The sequence below is a fragment of the Geodermatophilus normandii genome (assembly GCF_003182485.1).
GTDB classification, from domain to species: domain Bacteria; phylum Actinomycetota; class Actinomycetes; order Mycobacteriales; family Geodermatophilaceae; genus Geodermatophilus; species Geodermatophilus normandii.
The window spans coordinates 3,148,329-3,165,961 of sequence record NZ_QGTX01000001.1 but is presented as its reverse complement, the minus strand read 5'-3'; the positions used below and the strand labels follow the sequence as shown (position 1 = coordinate 3,165,961).

Below are 17,633 nucleotides of genomic sequence, written 5' to 3'. Positions count from 1 at the left end.
CAGCGCTCGGTCGTCGCCCGGCTGCTCGTGGCCGGGGGGCTGATGGTCCCCGCGGAGGTGCTCGTCGCCGACCTGTGGCGCGGCGCCGCGCCGGCCGACGCGATGGGCGCGCTGCAGGCGCACGTCAGCCACCTGCGCCGCGTGCTGGAGCCGGGCCGCGCCCCGCGCACGCCGGCCCGGCTGCTGGTCACGGTGCCGCCGGGCTACGCGCTGCGCCCGGCCGAGGACGCCGTGGACGTGCTCGAGGCGGTGCGTCTCCTGGACGAGGGTGACCGGCTGGCCGCGACCGACCCGGCCGCGGCGCGCAAGCGGTACGGCGCCGCGATCGACCTGTGGCGTGGGCCGGCCTACGCGGAGTACCGCGACGAGCCGTGGGCCGCCCCCGAGGCCGCCCGCCTCGACGAGCTGCGGCTGACCGCGGTCGAGCGGCGGGCGGCGGTCGCCCTCGACGCCCCCGGCGGGCGGGACCCGCTCCCGCTGCTGCGCGCGCACGTCGCCGAGCACCCGCTGCGCGAGGAGGGCTGGCGGCTGCTCGCCCTCGGCCTCTACCGCGCCGGCCGCCAGGGCGAGGCCCTCGGCGCGCTGCGCGAGGTGCGGGCCCGGCTGGCCGACGAGCTCGGCGTCGACCCCGGCCCGGAGCTGCGCGCCCTGGAGGACGACGTCCTGGCGCAGGCGCCGCACCTCTTCCCGGCGCGTGCGCCGGCCCCCGTGGTCCCGCGCCCCGAGCCCGCTCCCCCGCCGGTCACCGCCCCCCGGCCGGTCGGGCGGGACGCCGAGCTGACCGCCCTCGACGAGGCGGCCGGCCGCGCGGCCGCCGGCGCGGTGGAGGTGGTGCTGCTCGCCGGCGAGGCCGGCAGCGGGAAGACCACGGTGCTCGACTCGCTCCGGGAGGACCTGGGCTCCCGGGGCTGGACGACGCTGGCGGTGTCGTGCCCGGAGACCGACGGCGCCCCGCCCGGCTGGCCCTGGGCCGCCGGCCTGCGCGCGCTCGCCGATCGCCACCCGCCCGCCGACCCGGCCGCCCTCGCGGCGCTGCTCACCGACGACGTCCCGGCGCCGACGGGGGGCGACCCGGCCGGTGACCGGTTCCGGCTGCACCGGGCGGTGGCGGGGTGGCTGGCGGCCGTGGCCGCGGCGGCGCCGCTCCTGGTGACCGTCGACGACCTGCACCGCGCCGACCGCGAGACCACCGCGCTCCTGCTCGACGCCCTGCCCGCCCTCGCCGGGTCCCGCGTGCTGCTCGTCGCCGGGCACCGCCCCGAGGAGAGCGCCTCCCTCGCCGACGTCCTGGCGGCGCTCGCCCGCCGCTCACCGGTGACGCTGCGGCTGGGCGGCCTGGACCGCCGGTCCGTCGACGCGCTGGTGGCGCGCTGGGCGGTGACGCCGCTCGACGGCCGCACCCGGGCCGCCATCGCCGAGCGGGCCGACGGCAACCCGTTCCACGTCCGCGAGCTCGTGCGGCTGGTGGGCACCGGCGCGGAGGTGGCCGCGGTGCCCGGGACGGTGCGCGACGTCGTCCGCCACCGGCTGGCCGTCCTGCCCGCCCGCACCGGCACGCTGCTGAAGCTGGCCGCCGTCGTCGGCCGCGACGTCGACGCGGACGTGCTGCTGGCCGCGGCCGCACCGGACGGGGCCGACGACGAGGAGGCCGCCGTCGAGGCGCTGGAGGCGGCGCTGGTCTCCGGCCTGCTCGTGGAGCCCGGTCCGGGGCGGCTGCGGTTCGTGCACGCGCTGGTGCGCGACACCGTCTACGAGGACCTGTCCTCGCTGCGGCGCACGCGGCTGCACGGGCGGGTGGCCGCCGTGCTCGAGCGGCTGCGTCCCGACGACGTGACCGCGCTGGCCCACCACACCGCCGCGGCCGGCCCCGGCGCGGCCACCGCGGCCGCCCGCTGGGCGCAGGCCGCCGCCGAGCTGGCCGAGCGGCGCTTCGCGCACGCCGACGCCGCGGTCATGTGGGGCCGCGCGGCCGAGGCGGCCGCCACCGCCCGGCCGGGTGACGGCGCGGGCCGGGCCCGGCTGCTGGCCGCCCAGGCGCACGCCACCGCGCTGGCCGGCGCCAGCGGCGAGGCCCGCGCGCTGCGCACCCGCGCCCTGACCGCGCTCCCCGAGGACGCGCCGGCGGAGCTGACCGCGGCGGTGCTGCTCTCCTCGGACGTCCCGACGTTCTGGAACCCGCGGGTCGATCCGGTCGACGACCGCTTCGTCGCCCGCACCGAGACCCTCCTGGCCGGCCTCGGCGACGACGACCCGCTGCGCCCCCGGCTGCTGGCGCTGCTCGCCACCGAGCTCGAGGAGCGCTTCGACGCCCGCGCGGCGCCGGTGTCCCGCGCGGCCGTCGAGGCGGCGCGGCGGACCGGCGACCCGCTGGCCCGTGCGCACGCCCTGGCCGCCCGCGCGGTGCACACCCACCGCGACTCCGCGCCCGACGAGCGCGCCGCGCTGGGCACCGACCTGCTCGGGCTGGCCCGCGAGTCCGGGTTCGGCGTCTTCGAGGCGGTCGCCCGGCTGGTGCTGCTGCAGGACGCCTGCGCCCGCTTCGACCTGCCCGCCGCCGACGCGCAGGCCACCTCCGCCGAGGCCCTGGCCGAGCGGCACGGGCTGCGCCTGCTGCACGGCATCGCGCGCGCGTACCGGGCCATGCGGCTGGCCTGCGACGGCCGCGCCGCCGAGGCCGACCGCGCCTACGCCGACGCCGTCGAGCTGCTGCTGGCCGCCGGCTGGTACCCCGCCGTCGCGGAGTCGGTGCGGGTCGTCGGGCTGCTGTGCATGCAGGCCTCGGGCACCGGCGCGGGGACGCCGCCGGTGACGCGGGCCGACGTCGAGAGCGTGCTGTCGGCCGCACCCGACGACCTGCGGGAGAGCATCGCGCTCACCCTGGTCCTGGACGGGCGGGTGGAGGAGGCCCGGGCGCTGGGCCCGGGCCGGCCGCGCTATGGCCGCGACCCCTACACGCAGGTGTTCCAGTACTTCCGCGGCGTCGTCGGGCTGGCCCTCGGTGACGCCGAGCGCATGGCCGAGGCGGAGGCGGAGCTGGCGCCGTGGGCGGCGGACGTGTGCGCCGCGGAGTCGGCGTCGGTGGCGCTCGGCCCGACGGCGACCCTGCTGGCCCGGCTGGCCGCCGCGCGGGGCGACGCCGCCGCGGCGGCGGCCCACCAGCGGGTGGCCGTCGCGCTCGCCGAGCGCACCGGCAACCCCGGCTGGCTGGCCGCCGCCCGCGGCGCCCTGGACTGAGCTCAGGCGCCGCGCACGAGGTCGCGGCGGCGGATCCAGCCCGGCTGCACGGCGCGCAGCACCCACCGCAGCGGCGCCGGGGCCCCGGCGAACAGCCGGGCGGTCTCGGCTGGCGTGCGGCACGAGTCGACGATCCACGGCAGCACGAAGACCATGTGCCGCGGGCTGGTGCCCTTGCGGAAGCGCGTCTCGACCCGGGTGAAGTCGCCCTTCGACACGAACCGCCGCATCACCGGGAACACCTCCCGCTCCTCCTCCTCGATGTGCTCGTCGAGCTCGTCGGCTAGCTCGGTGAGGACAGCGGTCAGCGGCCCGGCCTGCGCGGGACCGCCCTCGGCGAAACGGGCCAGCGCGCTGTCGGCGCGGTCGAGGACGCCCTGCAGCGCGGTGTGGTCGTCCGACAGCGGGCGGAGGTCCACCGCGTCGCCGGCCGAGGCCACGATCACCGGCCACAGGACGTCGTCCTCGCGGGAGTGGTGCACGTGCACCTCGTGCAGGACCGCCTCGCCGAACCGGACGACGGCGCGCTGCCGCTCCGGCGGGCACGGGTCACCGGCGGCGACGGCGGTGACCGCGTCGGCCAGCAGGCGGCAGCCCGAGCGCAGCGCGCGGTGCACGAGGGAGAAGCCGAACAGGTCCGGCTCGGGGTCACCGGGGCGGCGCGGGGAGACGGGGAAGGGCAGGGCGGGGGTGGTCGAGGTCATGCCGGGACCGTGCACCGGGGCGGTTGGCGGTGGCTTGCGAGCCGCATGGCACGGCGCGTGACCCGGACGTGACCGCTGCGTGTGGCACCTGCCACACGCCCTCGGCGCGCGGGCCTCCGCCGACCTATGCTTCCGCCGCCATGGATACAGCGGGTGCCGGAACGGTCGGGTTCCGGGTGTTGGGCGAGGTGACCGCCGTCCGTGACGGCGTCGCGCTCGACCTCGGTGGCCGTCGGCAGCGCTCGGTCGTCGCCCGCCTGCTGGTCGCGGGTGGCCACGTCGTCCCCGCCGAGCTGCTGGTGGCCGACCTGTGGCGGGGTGCCTCCCCGGCCGACGCGCTCGGGACCCTGCAGGCGCACGTGAGCCACCTGCGCCGCGTGCTCGAGCCTGGCCGCGCCCCGCGCACGCCGGCCCGGCTGCTGGTCACCGTCCCCCCGGGCTACGCGCTGCGCCCGGCCGACGACGCCGTCGACGTCCTGCTGGCGCTGCGGCTGCTCGACGAGGGCGACCGGCTCGCGGCCACCGACCCGGCCGCGGCGCGGCAGCGGTACACCGACGCCATCGACCTCTGGCGCGGGCCGGCCTACGCCGAGTACGCCGACGAACCGTGGGCCGCCCCCGAGGCCGCCCGCCTCGACGAGCTGCGGCTGACCGCGGTCGAGCGGCGCGCCGCGGTCGCCCTCGACGCCCCCGGCGGCCGCGATCCGCTGCCCCAGCTGCGCGCGCACGTCGCCGAGCACCCGCTGCGCGAGGAGGGCTGGCGGCTGCTCGCCCTCGGTCTCTACCGCGCCGGCCGCCAGGGCGAGGCCCTCGGCGCGCTGCGCGAGGTCCGCGCGCGGCTGGCCGACGAGCTCGGCGTCGACCCCGGCCCCGAGCTGCGCGCGCTGGAGGAGGCCGTGCTCGCCCAGGCGCCCTCCCTGCTGCCGGCGCGCGGGCCGGCACCGGCGGTCGGCCGCCCCGCTCCGGAGCCGGCAGTGCCCGCGACGCCGGCCGCGCCCGTCATGCCGGAGGTGCCCCGGCCGGTCGGCCGCGAGGCGGAGCTGGCCGCGCTGCGCGCCGCCGCCGACCGCGCCGCCGCCGGCTCGCTGGAGGTCGCGCTGCTCGCCGGCGAGGCCGGCAGCGGCAAGACCACGGTGCTCGACCACCTGCGTGCCGAGCACGCCGCCCGCGGCTGGACGACGCTGGCGGTGTCGTGCCCGGAGACCGACGGCGCCCCGCCCGGCTGGCCGTGGGCGGCCGCCCTGCGCGCGCTCGCCGCCACCACCCCGCCGGCCGACCCCGCCGCGCTCGCGGCGCTGCTCACCGACGACGCCCCGCCCGAGACCGGTGGCGACCCCCTGGGCAACCGCTTCCGCCTGCACCGCGCCGTCGCCGGGTGGCTGGCCGCCGTCGCCGCCCGGACGCCCCTGCTGGTGACCGTCGACGACCTGCACCGCGCCGACCGCGAGACCACCGCCCTGCTGCTGGACCTGCTGCCGGCCCTGGCCGGCTGCCGGGTGCTGCTCGTGGCCGGCCACCGGCCGGAGGAGAGCGCCGGGCTGGCCGACGTCCTGGCCGCCCTCGCCCGCCGCTCCCCCGTCGGCCTGCGGCTGCGCGGCCTGGACCCCGCCGCCGTCGACGCGCTGGTCGAGGACTGGGCGCTCACCCCGGTCGACGGCCGCACCCGCGCCGCGATCGCCGCCCGCGCCGACGGCAACCCGTTCTACGTCCGCGAGCTGCTGCGGCTGGTCGACTCCGGTGCCGACGTCGACGCCGTGCCCGGCACCGTGCGCGACGTCGTCCGCCACCGCCTGGCCGTCCTGCCCGCCCGCACCGGCACCCTGCTCAAGCTGGCCGCCGTCGTCGGCCGCGACGTCGACGCCGAGGTGCTGCTGGCCGCCGCGGCGCCGGCCGGCGGCGGCACCGAGGAGGACGAGGACGCGCTGGTCGAGGCGCTGGAGACGGCGCTGGTCAGCGGCCTGCTGGTCGAGCCGGGGCCCGGGCGGCTGCGCTTCGTGCACGCGCTGGTGCGCGACATCCTCTACGGGGACCTCTCGTCCCTGCGGCGGACCCGGCTGCACGGGCGGGTGGCCGCCGTCCTGGAGCGGCTGCGTCCCGACGACGTCACCGCCCTGGCCCACCACACCGCCGCCGCCGGTCCCGGCTCGGCCGCCGCGGCCGCCCGCTGGGCCCAGGCCGCCGCCGAGCTGGCCGGGCGCCGGTTCGCGCACGCCGACGCCGCGGTCATGTGGCGCCGGGCGGCCGAGGCCACCGCGGCCGCCCGGCCCGGCGACGCGGCCGGCCTCGCCCGGCTGCTGGCCGAGCAGGCGCACGCCACCGTGCTGGCCGGGGCCGTCGGCGAGGCCCGCGCGCTGCGCACGCGCGCCCTGGCGGTGCTGCCCGACGACGTCCCCGCGGAGCTGACCGCGGCGGTCCTGCTCTCCTCGGACGCGCCGACCTTCTGGAAGACCTGGGTCGACCCGGTCGACGACCGCTTCGTCGCGCGCACCGAGTCCGCGATCACCGCCCTGCCGGCCGGGGACCCGCAGCGGACCCGGCTGCTCGCGCTGCTCGCCACCGAGCTCGAGGAGCGGCACGAGGCGCGGGCCGTCGAGGCGTCGGCGCAGGCGGTGGGCGAGGGCCGGCTCGGCGGGGACCCGCTCGCCCTGGCCCACGCGCTGGCGGCCCGGCAGTTCCACGCGGTGGGCGGGCCCGACCGCAGCGAGGCGACGGCGCTGGGCACCGAGCTGCTCGACCTCGCCCGGCGGGAGGGCTTCGGCCTGTTCGAGGCGGTGGCGCGGCTGATGCTCCTGCAGGACACCTGCGCGGTGCTCGACCTCGACGCCGCCGACACGCACGCCGCGGAGGCCGAGCGCCTGTCCTCGGCCTACGGGCTGCCGCTGCTGCACGGCATCGCGCGCTGCTACGTCGGCATGCGCGCCGCCGTCGCGGGTCGGGTGGCCGAGGCGGAGGCCGCCTACGACGTCGCCGAGCAGGCCCTCCTGGAGGCCGGCTACTACCCCGAGATCACGCGGGCGCTGCGGCTGCACACCCAGCTCGGCCTGCAGCTCGGGAGCCCGGAGGCGCAGCCGGTCGCGCCCGAGGAGATCGCCGCCATGGTCCCGATCTCGCCCGAGATCTCCACCGAGACCTGGGCGCTGACCCTGGTGCTGGCCGGGCGGGCGGACGAGGCGCGGTCGCGGTGCCCGGCGCACGCCCGGCCGGTGCGCGACCTGTTCACGCCGTTCTTCGAGTTCGTGCGGGGCGAGGTGGGGCTGGCCCTCGGCGATCCCGCGCGGATGGCCGAGGCCGAGGCCGAGCTGCTCCCCTACCGGGACGGCGTCTGCGGGACCGAGACCGCCCTCATGGCCTTCGGCCCGACGGCGACGCTGCTCGCCCGCCTGGCCGCGGCGCGCGGCGACCGGGAGGCGGCCGAGGCGCACCGCGCGGTCGCGGTCGCCGTCGCCGAGCGCACCGGGCACCCCGGCTGGCTCGCCGCCGCCCGCGCCGCCCTCGCCTGAGCGGCCTTCGGAGCGCTCAGGGCCCCGGGAGGGGCCTTCGTGGCGTCATCGACTCCCGGGGCGGCCGGAGACGAGGTCGCGGCGGCGCCGCCAGCGCGGCCCGGCGGCACGGAGGAGCACCCGCAGCGGCGGGGCGTCGCGGCCAGCAGCCCGGCCCGCTCGGCCGGCGTGCGGCAGGCGTCGGCCGTCCACGCCAGCGCGAAGGCCGCCTGCCGCAGCCCGGACCCGCGCGCGCAGACGGCCTCGTAGCGGGCGAGGTCGCGCACCGAGACGCACCGGCGCAGCACGGGGAACACCTCGCGCTCCTCCTCCTCGACGTGCTCGTCGAACACGACGGCGAGCTCCCGGAGGACGGCGGCCAGCGCGGGGGCGGCGGCCGGATCGGCGGCGGACCCCGCCAGCGCCGTGCCGGCCCGGACGAGCAGCCCGCGCAGGACGGCGTGGTCCTCGGTGAGCGGCTCCAGGTCCACGCCGTGCGCGCCGGCGCAGGCGGCGACCACCGGCCACAGGACGGCGTCCTCCCGCGCGGTGTGCGCCCGCACCTCCCGCAGCACGGCCCGGCCGAAGCCCAGCACCGCCCGTCGCCGCTCGGGCGACCAGACCGCGCCCGCGGCCGCCTCCTCCGCGACGTCGGCCAGCAGCCGGCAGCCGTCGCGCAGCGCGCGGTGCGCCAGTGCCAGGCGGGCGACGTCGGCCTCCGGGTCGCCGGGCCGGCGCGGCGTGACGGGGAAGGGCAGGGGTGCGGTCACGGTGCGACCCTCCCCCGCACCGGTTGCCGGTGACTTGCGGCCCACTACCGCGGCGCCGGAAGGACCAGGGCGCTCCGCGTGTTGCCGCAGGTACGCACCCCCGTCCTCCAGGAGCTCCCCCATGCGCATCCCGCTGTCCGTGCTCGACCTCGCCCCCGTCGCCCGGGGGGAGACGTACGGCAGCAGCATCGCCGCCAGCGTCGCCCTGGCGCGGAGCGCGGAGGAGGCCGGCTACACGCGGGTCTGGTACGCCGAGCACCACAACATGCCGGCGATCGCGTCGTCGGCCACCAGCGTGCTGATCGCCCACGTGGGTGCGCACACCTCGACGATCCGGCTCGGCGCCGGCGGCGTCATGCTGCCCAACCACTCGCCCCTCACGATCGCCGAGCAGTTCGGCACGCTGGAGGCGATGTACCCCGGCCGCATCGACCTCGGCCTGGGCCGTGCGCCCGGCTCGGACCAGAACACGATGTACGCGCTGCGCCGCGACCCCGCCTCGGCCGAGCGCTTCCCGCAGGACGTCCTGGAGCTGCAGGGCTACCTCACCGGCAACTCCCGGGTGCCCGGCGTGCAGGCGGTCCCCGGCCGCGGGGCGCACGTGCCGCTGTACGTGCTGGGCTCGTCGATGTTCGGCGCCGGCCTCGCCGCGGCGCTGGGCCTGCCCTACGCCTTCGCCTCGCACTTCGCGCCGCAGCTGCTCGAGCCCGCGGTGGCCGCCTACCGGCGCGACTTCCGCCCCTCCGAGCAGCTCGACGCCCCCTACGTCATCGCCGGGGTCAACGCGATCGCCGCGGACACGACCGAGGCGGCCCGCGAGGCGCTGGAGACCACCCGCCGCCGGCTGGCCGTGGGGCTGTTCGGCCAGGGCCGCGACCTCGACGACGACGCCGCGGACCTGCTGCTGTCCTCGGGCGCCGGCCGGCACGTCGACGGGATGCTCACCCACACCGCCGCCGGCACGCCCGCCGAGGTGCGCGAGGCGCTCACCGACTTCGCCCGCCTCGCCGACGCCGACGAGCTGATCGTGGCCCACCAGGCGCCCACCACCGAGGCCCGGCTGCGCTCGGTCACGCTGACCGCCGAGGCGATGGAGTCCGTCGCCGCCTGACCGGCCGACGGCGCCACGCAGGCCCACCCGGGGCGTCGGGGTGAGGGGCCCGCCGCGCTCGGGGAGGATGCGCGGGTGCACGCCGAGACCGTCATCCTGCTCGTCCTGGCCGCGGTCGCGGTGATCGTGGCGGCCCGCTGGCTGGCGGGCCGCACCGGCCTGCCCGCGGCGGCGCTGCTCACCGTGGCCGGGCTGGTCTACGGGCTGCTGCCCGGCCCGAACCTCACGCTCGACCCCGACATCGTCCTCAGCGTCCTGCTGCCGCCGCTCCTCTACAGCGCGGCGCTGGACTCCTCGCTCATCGCCATCCGCGCCAACATCCGCACCGTCGTCAGCCTCTCGGTGCTGCTCGTGCTGGTCACCGCGCTGGTCATCGGGGCCGGCTTCGCGCTGTGGGTGCCCGGCGCCACCCTCGCCGCGGGCATCGCGCTGGGCGCCGCCGTCGCCCCGCCGGACCCGGTGGCCGCGCTCGCCATCGGCCGCCGGGTCGGGCTGCCGCCGCGGCTGATCACGCTCATCCAGGGCGAGGGCCTGCTCAACGACGCGACCGCGCTGACCCTGCTCACCGTCGCGGTCACCGCGGCGCGCGGCGACGGGTTCTCCACCTGGTCGGCGCTCGGCTCGTTCGCGACGGCCGCGGCCGGCGGCGTGGCGGCCGGGCTGGCCGTCGCCTACGGCGTCCGCCCGCTGCGCCGGCTGCGCAGCGACCCGCTGTCGTCCAACGCGATCTCCCTGGCGACGCCGTTCGTGGCCTACCTGCTGGCCGAGTCGGTGCACGTCTCCGGGGTGCTGGCCGTGGTCGTCGCCGGCCTGGTCATCGCGCACAACGCGCCCTACTGGACCTCGGGCGCCACCCGGCTGCAGACCGACGCGTCCTGGCGGCTGGTCGACTTCCTGCTCGAGGGCCTGGTGTTCCTGCTCATCGGCCAGCAGCTGCCCGCCGTCATCAGCGGCCTGGGCTCCTACGCGCCGTCGACGGTGGTCGTCGCCTCGCTGATCACCGTGGGCTCGGTGCTGCTGGTCCGGCCGCTGTGGCTGTGGCTCACCGAGCACGCGCCGCAGGCGCTGCACGTGCGGCTCAGCGGCGCCCCGGCCGCCGACGAGGACGACGACCCGAGCACCCCCGCCCGGCAGCTGTCCGGCCGGGAGATCACCGTGCTCAGCTGGGCCGGCACCCGCGGGGTCATCAGCCTGGCCGCCGTCTTCACCATCCCGCTGGTCACCGACAGCGGCGAGCCCTTCCCCGACCGGGACCTGCTGCTGTTCTGCGCCTTCCTCGCCGTGCTGGTCACCCTGGTCGGGCAGGGCGCCACCTTCGCGCCGCTGGTGCGCCGGCTGGGCCTGCGGGCCGACGCCGCCGACGCCGCCCGGCTGCGCAACCAGGCGCGGATGGCCGCCGTCGAGGCGGGCCTGACCCGGCTCGACGAGCTGCAGGCCGAGCGGCACGACCACGTCGACGACGCCGCCATCGAGTCGATCCGCGCCGCGCTGAGCACCCGGCTGGACCGCTACCGGCGGCGGCTGGAGGTGCTCGAGGACGCCGAGGGCGAGGTGCCGATGTCGCCGCAGTACGAGGCGGCGCTGCGGGTGCGCCGCGCGGTCATCGACGCCGAGCGCGACGAGCTGCTGCGCTGGCGCGACCTCGGCCGGCTGCCCGACGAGGGCCTGCGCACCCTCGAGCGCGAGCTCGACCACCAGGAGCACCTGCTCCCGGCGCGCCCGGCCTAGGGGCGGCCGGCGCGGGGGACGTCGACCGTCGCGACCTCGATCCGGCCCGCCCGCGGGCCGCCCTCGGCCCAGGTGGGCGCGGTGCAGGCGAACAGCGTGCGCCCGTCCTCCCCGCCCAGCGTGCAGGCGTAGGACAGCGACCCGGACCCGACGGCGACCCGCCCGGTGACCTCGCCGCCCTCGCGCACGCGCAGCACCTCGGGCGTGCGCGCCGTGGCGAACCAGACCGAGCCCTCGGCGTCGAGGCAGATGCCGTCGGGCGCGAGCCCCGGCGTCTCGGCGAACACCCGGCGGCCCGACAGCGAGCCGTCGCCGGCGACGTCGAACGCGGTGAGCCGGGCGCCGTACGTCTCGGCGACGACGAGGGTGCGGCCGTCGTCGGTGAGCGCCATGCCGTTGGGGAACCGCAGGTCCCCGGCGACGACGGACGCGGTGCCGTCGGGGTCCACCCGCACCAGCCCGGTCGGCTCGACGGGCGCGCCGCCGACGAGGTCGAAGCCGAAGCTGCTGACGTAGGCGCGCCCCGCGGCGTCGACCACCAGGTCGTTGGCACGCGAGCGGGTCAGGCCGGTGAGGTCGGCGCGCACCACCGGCCCGGCGTCGGTCACCTCCAGCAGCGCCCGCCGCGTCATGGCGACGACCAGCAGCGTCCCCTCGGGCGTCCAGCCCAGCCCGGACGGGGCGTCGTCGAGGTCGAGCACGGTGGCCGGCTCGCCGTCGGGGGTCAGCGAGCGCACCCGCCGGTCGTGGAAGTCGGAGAACACCAGCCGGCCCTCGTGCCAGCGCGGCCCCTCGGGGAAGCCGAGGTCGGCGGCCAGCGTCGTCGTCGTCGCGTCCACGGCGGGCAGCGTAGGAGCCCGGCGGCCCGGGGCCGGGAGCGCGTCCGGCCGTGCGGGCCGCCGGTCGCGCGGCGCGGTCCGCCGGGCAGCGCCCGGGGCACCCGTGCCGTCTCAGCCGGTCGGGCGGTGCGCGTCGAGCCAGGCGACGACGTCGTCGAGGACGAGGTCCTTCTCCGGCTCGTTGTGCGGCTCGTGGAACAGGCCGTCCCAGATGCGGACGGTGAGGTCCTCCGACCCCGCGTGCTGCCGGACGACCTCGCTGGCCGAGGGCGGCATGAGCCGGTCGTCACCGCCGTGCAGCACCAGCAGCGGGAGGCGCAGCCCGCGCAGCCGGGCCGGCATGCCCGCGGCGCCGACCATCAGCTCGGTGCCGGTGCGGGCGACCATCTTCCCGGTGTGGTTGAGCGGGTCGGTGCGGTAGGCGGCGACCACCTCGGGGTCGCGGCTGATCGTCTCGGCGTCGAGGGTGAGCACGCCGAGGTCCGGGGCGAGGCGGGACAGCAGCGGCGCGACCACCCGCTGCACCGGGTTGGCGGTGCTGGTGTCCAGGGCCGGCGCGGAGACGACGCCGCCGGCCACCCGCTCGTGCGGCTCGCCGGTGAGGTACTGCAGGGCGACCAGCCCGCCGAGGCTGTGGCCGTAGACGAACAGCGGGACGCCGGGGTGCCGGTCGGCGGCCGCGCGGGCGGTCTGCGCGACGCCGTCGACGGCGGCGGCCAGGCTGCCGATGTTGCCGCGCCGGCCGGGCGAGCGGCCGTGCCCGGGGTGGTCGGGGGCGTAGGAGGCGTACCCGGCGGCGCCGAGCCGCTCGGCGACGTGCGCGTACCGGCCGCCGTGCTCGTGCACGCCGTGGACGAGCACGACGACGCCGACCGGGTCGGGCACCGCCCAGCCCTGCCAGTACTGCCCCGAGGGCAGCGTGCCCTGGCCGTGCCGCACCGCTGACGTCACGTGACCTCCCGCTCGATCCGATGCCGGACGGACCGTAGTCCTCACGCGCGCGCGGGGGCCGCCCCCCTCCGGGATACGGTCCGTCCGGTGACCACGCCCCGCTCCGCAGCCACCCTGGCGGTCCTCGCGGGCCTCGCCGCCGCCGTCGTCCGCCGCGCCCGCACGGTCGCGGCCGTCGCGCCCGAGCTGCGGCAGCCCGACCTGTGGCTGCCGCTGTCGATCGGCTCCCCGCTCGAGCTGCGGCTCGGCCGGCGGCTGTTCGGCGCGCGGGTCACCGAGCCGGTGGCCGGCGTGCGCGTCACCCGGTCCGACGTCCCCGGGGGGCAGGACGTCTTCGTGTACGAGCCGGCCGAGCGCACCGGCGGCGCGCTGCTGTGGGTCCACGGCGGCGGCACGGTCCTCGGCCGGCCCGAGGGTGACCACGAGCTGGCCAGCCGGGTGGCGCGCGACCTGGGGATCGTCGTCGTCAGCGCCCGGTACCGGCTGGCGCCCGAGCACCCGTTCCCCGCTGCCCTCGACGACCTCGCCGCCGCGCTGCGCGACCTGCACGCCCGGGCCGGCGACCTCGGCGTCGACCCGGCGCGGATCGCCGTCGGCGGGGCGAGCGCGGGCGGCGGGCTGGCCGCCGCGCTGGCCCAGCGGGCCACCGACGAGGGCGTGCCGGTCGCCTTCCAGCTGCTGGTCTACCCGATGCTCGACGACCGCACGGTGCTGCGCCCCGGCACCTCGGCCCGCGGCCGGCTGGTGTGGACGCCGCGGTCCAACCGCTGGGCCTGGACCGCCTACCTCGGGCACCCGCCGCGTGCCGACGAGCCGCGTCCGTACGCCGTCCCCGCCCGCCGTCTGGACCTGTCCGGCCTGCCGCCGGCGTGGATCGGCGTCGGTGACCTCGACCTGTTCCACGACGAGGACGTCGCCTACGCCCGGCGCCTGCAGGCGGCCGGCGTCCCGGCCGAGCTGCACGTCGAGCCGGGCATGTACCACGCCGCCGAACTGGAGCTGCAGACGACGGTGGCGTCGATGCGGGCGTTCCGGCAGCGCCTCGTCGACGCGCTCGGCGCCGCGGTCCGGAGCCGCGCGGCGTGACGCAGCAGGCCACCGAGCCCCGCTTCGCGGCGCCCGCGGGGACGTTCACCGGCTGGCGCTCCGACGGCGTCGTGCGGGCCACCGGCATCCGCTACGCGCGGGCGGAGCGGTTCGCCCCGCCGGTCCCCGAGCCCCCGGCCGGCGGCGTCGTGGCGGCGACCTCGTGGGCGCCCGCCTGCCCGCAGCCGCCGGCGCCGGAACTCGAGGAGATGGTCACCGACCCGATGGGCGAGCTCGTCGCCGACGAGGACTGCCTGCGGCTGTCGGTGACCGTCCCCGAGGGGACCGCTCCCGGGGACCGGCTGCCCGTGATGGTGTGGGTGCACGGCGGCTCGTACGTCAGCGGCGCCGGCGACGCGCCGGCCTACGACCCCGCCGCGCTGGTGCGCGAGCAGCGCGTGGTCGTCGTCGCCGTGACCTACCGGCTCGGCGTGCTCGGCTTCCTCGGCGGCCGGGGCGGGCGGCCGGCCAACCTCGGCCTGCTCGACCTGCTGCAGGCCCTGCGCTGGGTGCGGGAGAACGTCGCGGCCTTCGGCGGCGACCCCGGCAGCGTGACGCTGTTCGGGGAGTCCGCCGGCGGTGACGCGATCGCGCACCTCCTGGCGGCCGACGGCGCCCGCGGGCTGTTCCGCCGCGCGATCGTGTCCAGCGCCCCGCTCGGGCTGTCCCGCGGGCGCGCGCGCATGAGCGCCGCGATGGCCGAGGAGGCCCGGTCCCTGGACCCGGCGGCGCCGGTCGACGCGGTGGTCGCCGCCCAGGCGCGGGTCGCCGCGCGGGCGCGGCGGTACGGGCTGAACGCGGCCATGCCGTTCGGCACGCAGTACGGCTTCCCGCCGCTGCCGGCCGAGGACGCCCTCGCGGACGCCTGGGCCCGCACCGCGCCGGAGGTCGACCTGCTGGTCGGCACGAACAGCCGCGAGGTCGCGCTGTTCGTCGCGCTGCTGCCGCCGGCGGCGCGGCTGGCCCGTGCCCCCGTCGTCGGCCGGGTCCTCGTGGAACCGCTGGTCCGGGCGCTGACCCGCCGCATCTACGCCCGCGACGCCGAGCGGTTCGCCCGCCGGCACCGCGTGTCCGGCGGCCGGGCGTGGCACTACGTGCTCTCCTTCGGCACCGGCGCCCTCACCGGCGCGCACGCCGTCGACCTGCCGCTGCTGTTCCCCCACCGGTCCACCTGGGAGGACTCGCCGCTGCTGGCCGGCATCCCGTGGGACGACGTCGTCGCCGGCGGCCGGGACGTCCGGCGGGTGTGGGCCGGCTTCGCCCGCACCGGCGAGGCGGCTCCGGCGCCGTTCCTGCAGGTCAGCGGGGGCTGACCCTCACGGGACGACCGGCTCGACGTCGCGCGTGCAGAACATGCACACCGACGCGTCGACCGGGATGAAGCTCTTGCAGTGGTCGCACTCCCGGTTCCCCTGGGCACCGGCGGTCTCCCGCCCGGTGGCCCGGCGGATGGCCTGCACGAGGAACATGATCGTCACCGCGAGCAGCAGGAAGGACACGAACGCGGTGAGGAACGACCCGTAGCGGATCTGTGAGCCGTTGACCGTCAGCACGAGGGCGTCGAAGTCCGGCTGGCCGAAGACCGCCGCCACCAGCGGCAGGATGACGTCGCCGACCAGCGACTCGACCACCGTGGCGAAGGCCGCCCCGATCGCCAGGCCGACGGCGAGGTCGACCAGGCTGCCGGAGAAGGCGAAGTTCCTGAAGTTGGTCAGCAGTCCGCGCACGTGCCCCTCCCCGTCCGATCCGACGGCCGGAAGCGTAGGGCCGCGCGGGCGTCAGCGCGGCTCGGCGGGGGTGCCCCGGGGACCGGGACCCAGGTCGCGCTGCAGTCAGGGGACGTCGTGCCACGCGCCGTCCTCGACGCCCACCCGGCGGTGGGCGCCGGCCGGCTCGGACCCCAGGGCCCGGTGCAGGCCGAGGCTGGCCTCGTCGGGCAGGGCGACGCCGGCCACCGGACGGTCACCGGTCAGACCAGGGCAGGCGCCCCGAGGTCCGCCGTCCACAGCACCGGCTCGCCGCGGCGGCCCTCCTTGGACGCGTACATCGCCTGGTCGGCCCGTTTGGTGAGCGCCGCGCCGTCGAGTCCGGGCTCGCTCACCGCCACGCCGAGGCTGGCCCGCAGCCGCACCGCGCCCGCGGAGATCTCGGCCGGGACCGACAGCGCCGCCCGGATCCGGGCACCGAGCGCGGTGGCGTCCGGGCCGTCGACGCCGCGGCTGACCACGAGGAACTCGTCGCCGCCGAGGCGGCCGACGACGTCGTCCTCGCGCAGCACCCCGGCCAGCCGCTGCGCCGTGGTCACCAGCAGCTCGTCGCCGGCGTGGTGGCCGAGGGTGTCGTTGACCGGCTTGAACTCGTCGAGGTCGACGAAGACCACCGTGGTCGGGCGGCCGCCGGGCTCGGCGAGCGCGGCCTCCAGCAGGGCCATGGTCGAGGCGCGGTTGTGGCAGCCGGTGAGCGGGTCGTAGGTCGCCCTGGCGGTGAGCTCCTCGCGCATGCGGGCGCCGTCGGTGACGTCGGAGACGCAGACCAGCGCGCCAGGGGCGCCCTCGCGGTCGCCGAGGGCCACCAGGCTGACCGCGCACACCCGCGTCTCGCCGGTGGGGGTGCGGATCCCCACCTCGAGCACGGTGTCCTCGCCGTCGCCGAGCGCCCGTGACAGCGCCGCCTCCAGCGCACCGCGGCCGGCCTCGTCGGCGACGGCGGCGAGGTCGGCCCACCCGCGGACGGCGGGCAGGCCCAGCAGCACCGGCAGCCGGGAGTTGGCGTGCACGACCGCGCGGTCGGCGGCGAGCTGCAGGATGCCCTGCGGCAGCGCCTCGGTCAGCCGGCGCAGCAGGCTCTCCTGCTGCCGGAGCGCCTCGTGCGCGGCCATCTCGTCGGACACGTCGCTCATCTGCGTGACGACCACGGCGTCGGCCGGGTCGTCGGCCGGCACGTACTGGTTCTCCAGCTCCAGCCACGCCCACGAGCCGTCGGAGCGGCGGTGCCGCAGGCGGACCCGCTGGGACTCCTGCCGGGAGAGCAGCTCCAGCCAGTTCGCGATCGCCCGCTCCTGGTCGTCGGGGTGGACGAACGCCGAGGAGCGCTGCCCGACCATCTCCCCGGCCGTCCAGCCCAGCATCCGGGTGGTCCGCTCGTCGATCTCGGTGATCACCGCCAGCGCGGTCTTGCGCACCGTCGCCGTACGCGGTCGCCGGGACACCTCCAGGCCGGTCAGGGGCGCCGGCCCGCGCTCGGAGGCGGCGGCGTCGAGGACCTCGAGGGCTCCGATGAACACCCCGTGGGCCTCGCGGACGTCGACGAAGGTCAGCGACAGCGGCACCTCCGGATCGCGGCGGCCGTGCACCGTGGCCAGGCCGACGCCGTGGGTGCGCGCGCGCTCCCATGCGGTGACGACGGTCATCGCGTCGGCGGGGACGACGGCCTCGAGGAAGGTCGCGCGGTCGCCCGGCAGGGGCATGGCCCGCTCCGGCGGGATGCCGACCGAAGGGGGCATGGGGAGCAGCACGCCGTCGGTGGCGATCGCGGCCAGCACGGCGTGGGGCAGGCGCAGCAGCGAGGACAGGACGTCCGCGCGCTCGGCCGGCGTTCTCGGGGCGGTGGTCACCTCCTGCGGATCGGCGCGGGACACCCGGTCCTTGAGCCTGCGGTGTGCGCTGACTCACTCTCCGGGGTCGACCCTCGGCGCGTCGCCCGATCGGGTGGCACGATGGCAGCACGGTGCC

General features: G+C 78.5%; 12 protein-coding genes and 1 pseudogene. 6 read left to right on the top strand and 7 right to left on the bottom strand.

Annotation, left to right across the window (positions count from 1 at the left end; all coding sequences use genetic code 11):
* Positions 1–27: 27 nt before the first annotated feature.
* On the top strand, positions 28–3,234 hold the full coding sequence (locus tag JD79_RS24295) for an ATP-binding protein (RefSeq protein WP_110006242.1): 3,207 nt from the start codon (positions 28–30) through the stop codon (positions 3,232–3,234).
* A gap of 2 nt (positions 3,235–3,236) precedes the next feature.
* On the opposite strand, the gene JD79_RS15410 is transcribed toward JD79_RS24295, so the two are convergent.
* Positions 3,237–3,938, bottom strand: coding sequence for a hemerythrin domain-containing protein (locus JD79_RS15410; RefSeq protein ID WP_110006241.1), 702 nt, complete (start codon positions 3,936–3,938; stop codon positions 3,237–3,239).
* Between the two features lie 140 nt (positions 3,939–4,078).
* On the opposite strand from JD79_RS15410, the pseudogene JD79_RS23860 reads away from it, so the two are divergent.
* A pseudogene (locus JD79_RS23860) lies at positions 4,079–5,410 on the top strand (AfsR/SARP family transcriptional regulator); the annotation flags it as partial.
* A gap of 1,835 nt (positions 5,411–7,245) precedes the next feature.
* On the opposite strand, the gene JD79_RS23855 reads toward JD79_RS23860, so the two are convergent.
* Entirely contained in the window at positions 7,246–8,187 is a 942-nt protein-coding gene (locus tag JD79_RS23855; protein ID WP_245900129.1) for a hemerythrin domain-containing protein, read from the bottom strand.
* 121 nt (positions 8,188–8,308) lie between these two features.
* Between JD79_RS23855 and JD79_RS15380 the strand changes: the two genes are divergently transcribed.
* Entirely contained in the window at positions 8,309–9,298 is a 990-nt protein-coding gene (locus tag JD79_RS15380; protein ID WP_110006239.1) for an LLM class flavin-dependent oxidoreductase, read from the top strand.
* Between the two features lie 75 nt (positions 9,299–9,373).
* Positions 9,374–11,026 carry a Na+/H+ antiporter gene (locus JD79_RS15375; RefSeq protein WP_110006238.1) on the top strand — a complete coding sequence of 551 codons (1,653 nt, stop codon included), beginning with the start codon at positions 9,374–9,376 and terminating at the stop codon, positions 11,024–11,026.
* Here JD79_RS15375 and JD79_RS15370 read toward each other — a convergent pair.
* Complete coding sequence (locus JD79_RS15370) at positions 11,023–11,865, bottom strand: SMP-30/gluconolactonase/LRE family protein (protein WP_211307996.1); 843 nt, start codon at positions 11,863–11,865, stop codon at positions 11,023–11,025. The two genes, JD79_RS15375 and JD79_RS15370, sit on opposite strands and share 4 nt — an antisense overlap.
* 111 nt (positions 11,866–11,976) lie before the next feature.
* Positions 11,977–12,816: an alpha/beta hydrolase gene (locus JD79_RS15365; RefSeq protein WP_110006237.1), complete on the bottom strand. Its 840-nt coding sequence runs from the start codon at positions 12,814–12,816 to the stop codon at positions 11,977–11,979.
* An 87-nt stretch (positions 12,817–12,903) separates the two neighbouring features.
* Between JD79_RS15365 and JD79_RS15360 the strand changes: the two genes are divergently transcribed.
* On the top strand, positions 12,904–13,902 hold the full coding sequence (locus JD79_RS15360; RefSeq protein WP_110006236.1) for an alpha/beta hydrolase: 999 nt from the start codon (positions 12,904–12,906) through the stop codon (positions 13,900–13,902).
* Positions 13,899–15,215, top strand: a complete 1,317-nt coding sequence (locus tag JD79_RS15355) for a carboxylesterase family protein (RefSeq protein WP_110006235.1) — start codon at positions 13,899–13,901, stop codon at positions 15,213–15,215. Before JD79_RS15360 ends, JD79_RS15355 begins: the two co-directional genes overlap by 4 nt.
* A gap of 3 nt (positions 15,216–15,218) precedes the next feature.
* Here the strand turns inward: JD79_RS15355 and mscL are convergent, their stop codons facing one another.
* From mscL to JD79_RS15345, 3 genes are all read right to left on the bottom strand, one after another.
* Positions 15,219–15,629 carry a large conductance mechanosensitive channel protein MscL gene (gene mscL, locus JD79_RS15350; RefSeq protein WP_110006234.1) on the bottom strand — a complete coding sequence of 137 codons (411 nt, stop codon included), beginning with the start codon at positions 15,627–15,629 and terminating at the stop codon, positions 15,219–15,221.
* Between the two features lie 105 nt (positions 15,630–15,734).
* Positions 15,735–15,857: a GNAT family N-acetyltransferase gene (locus tag JD79_RS24290; protein ID WP_281270318.1), complete on the bottom strand. Its 123-nt coding sequence runs from the start codon at positions 15,855–15,857 to the stop codon at positions 15,735–15,737.
* A gap of 14 nt (positions 15,858–15,871) precedes the next feature.
* Positions 15,872–17,515 (bottom strand): sensor domain-containing protein, encoded by a 1,644-nt coding sequence (locus tag JD79_RS15345; RefSeq protein WP_146220461.1) that lies wholly within the window; start codon positions 17,513–17,515, stop codon positions 15,872–15,874.
* Positions 17,516–17,633 lie beyond the last annotated feature (118 nt).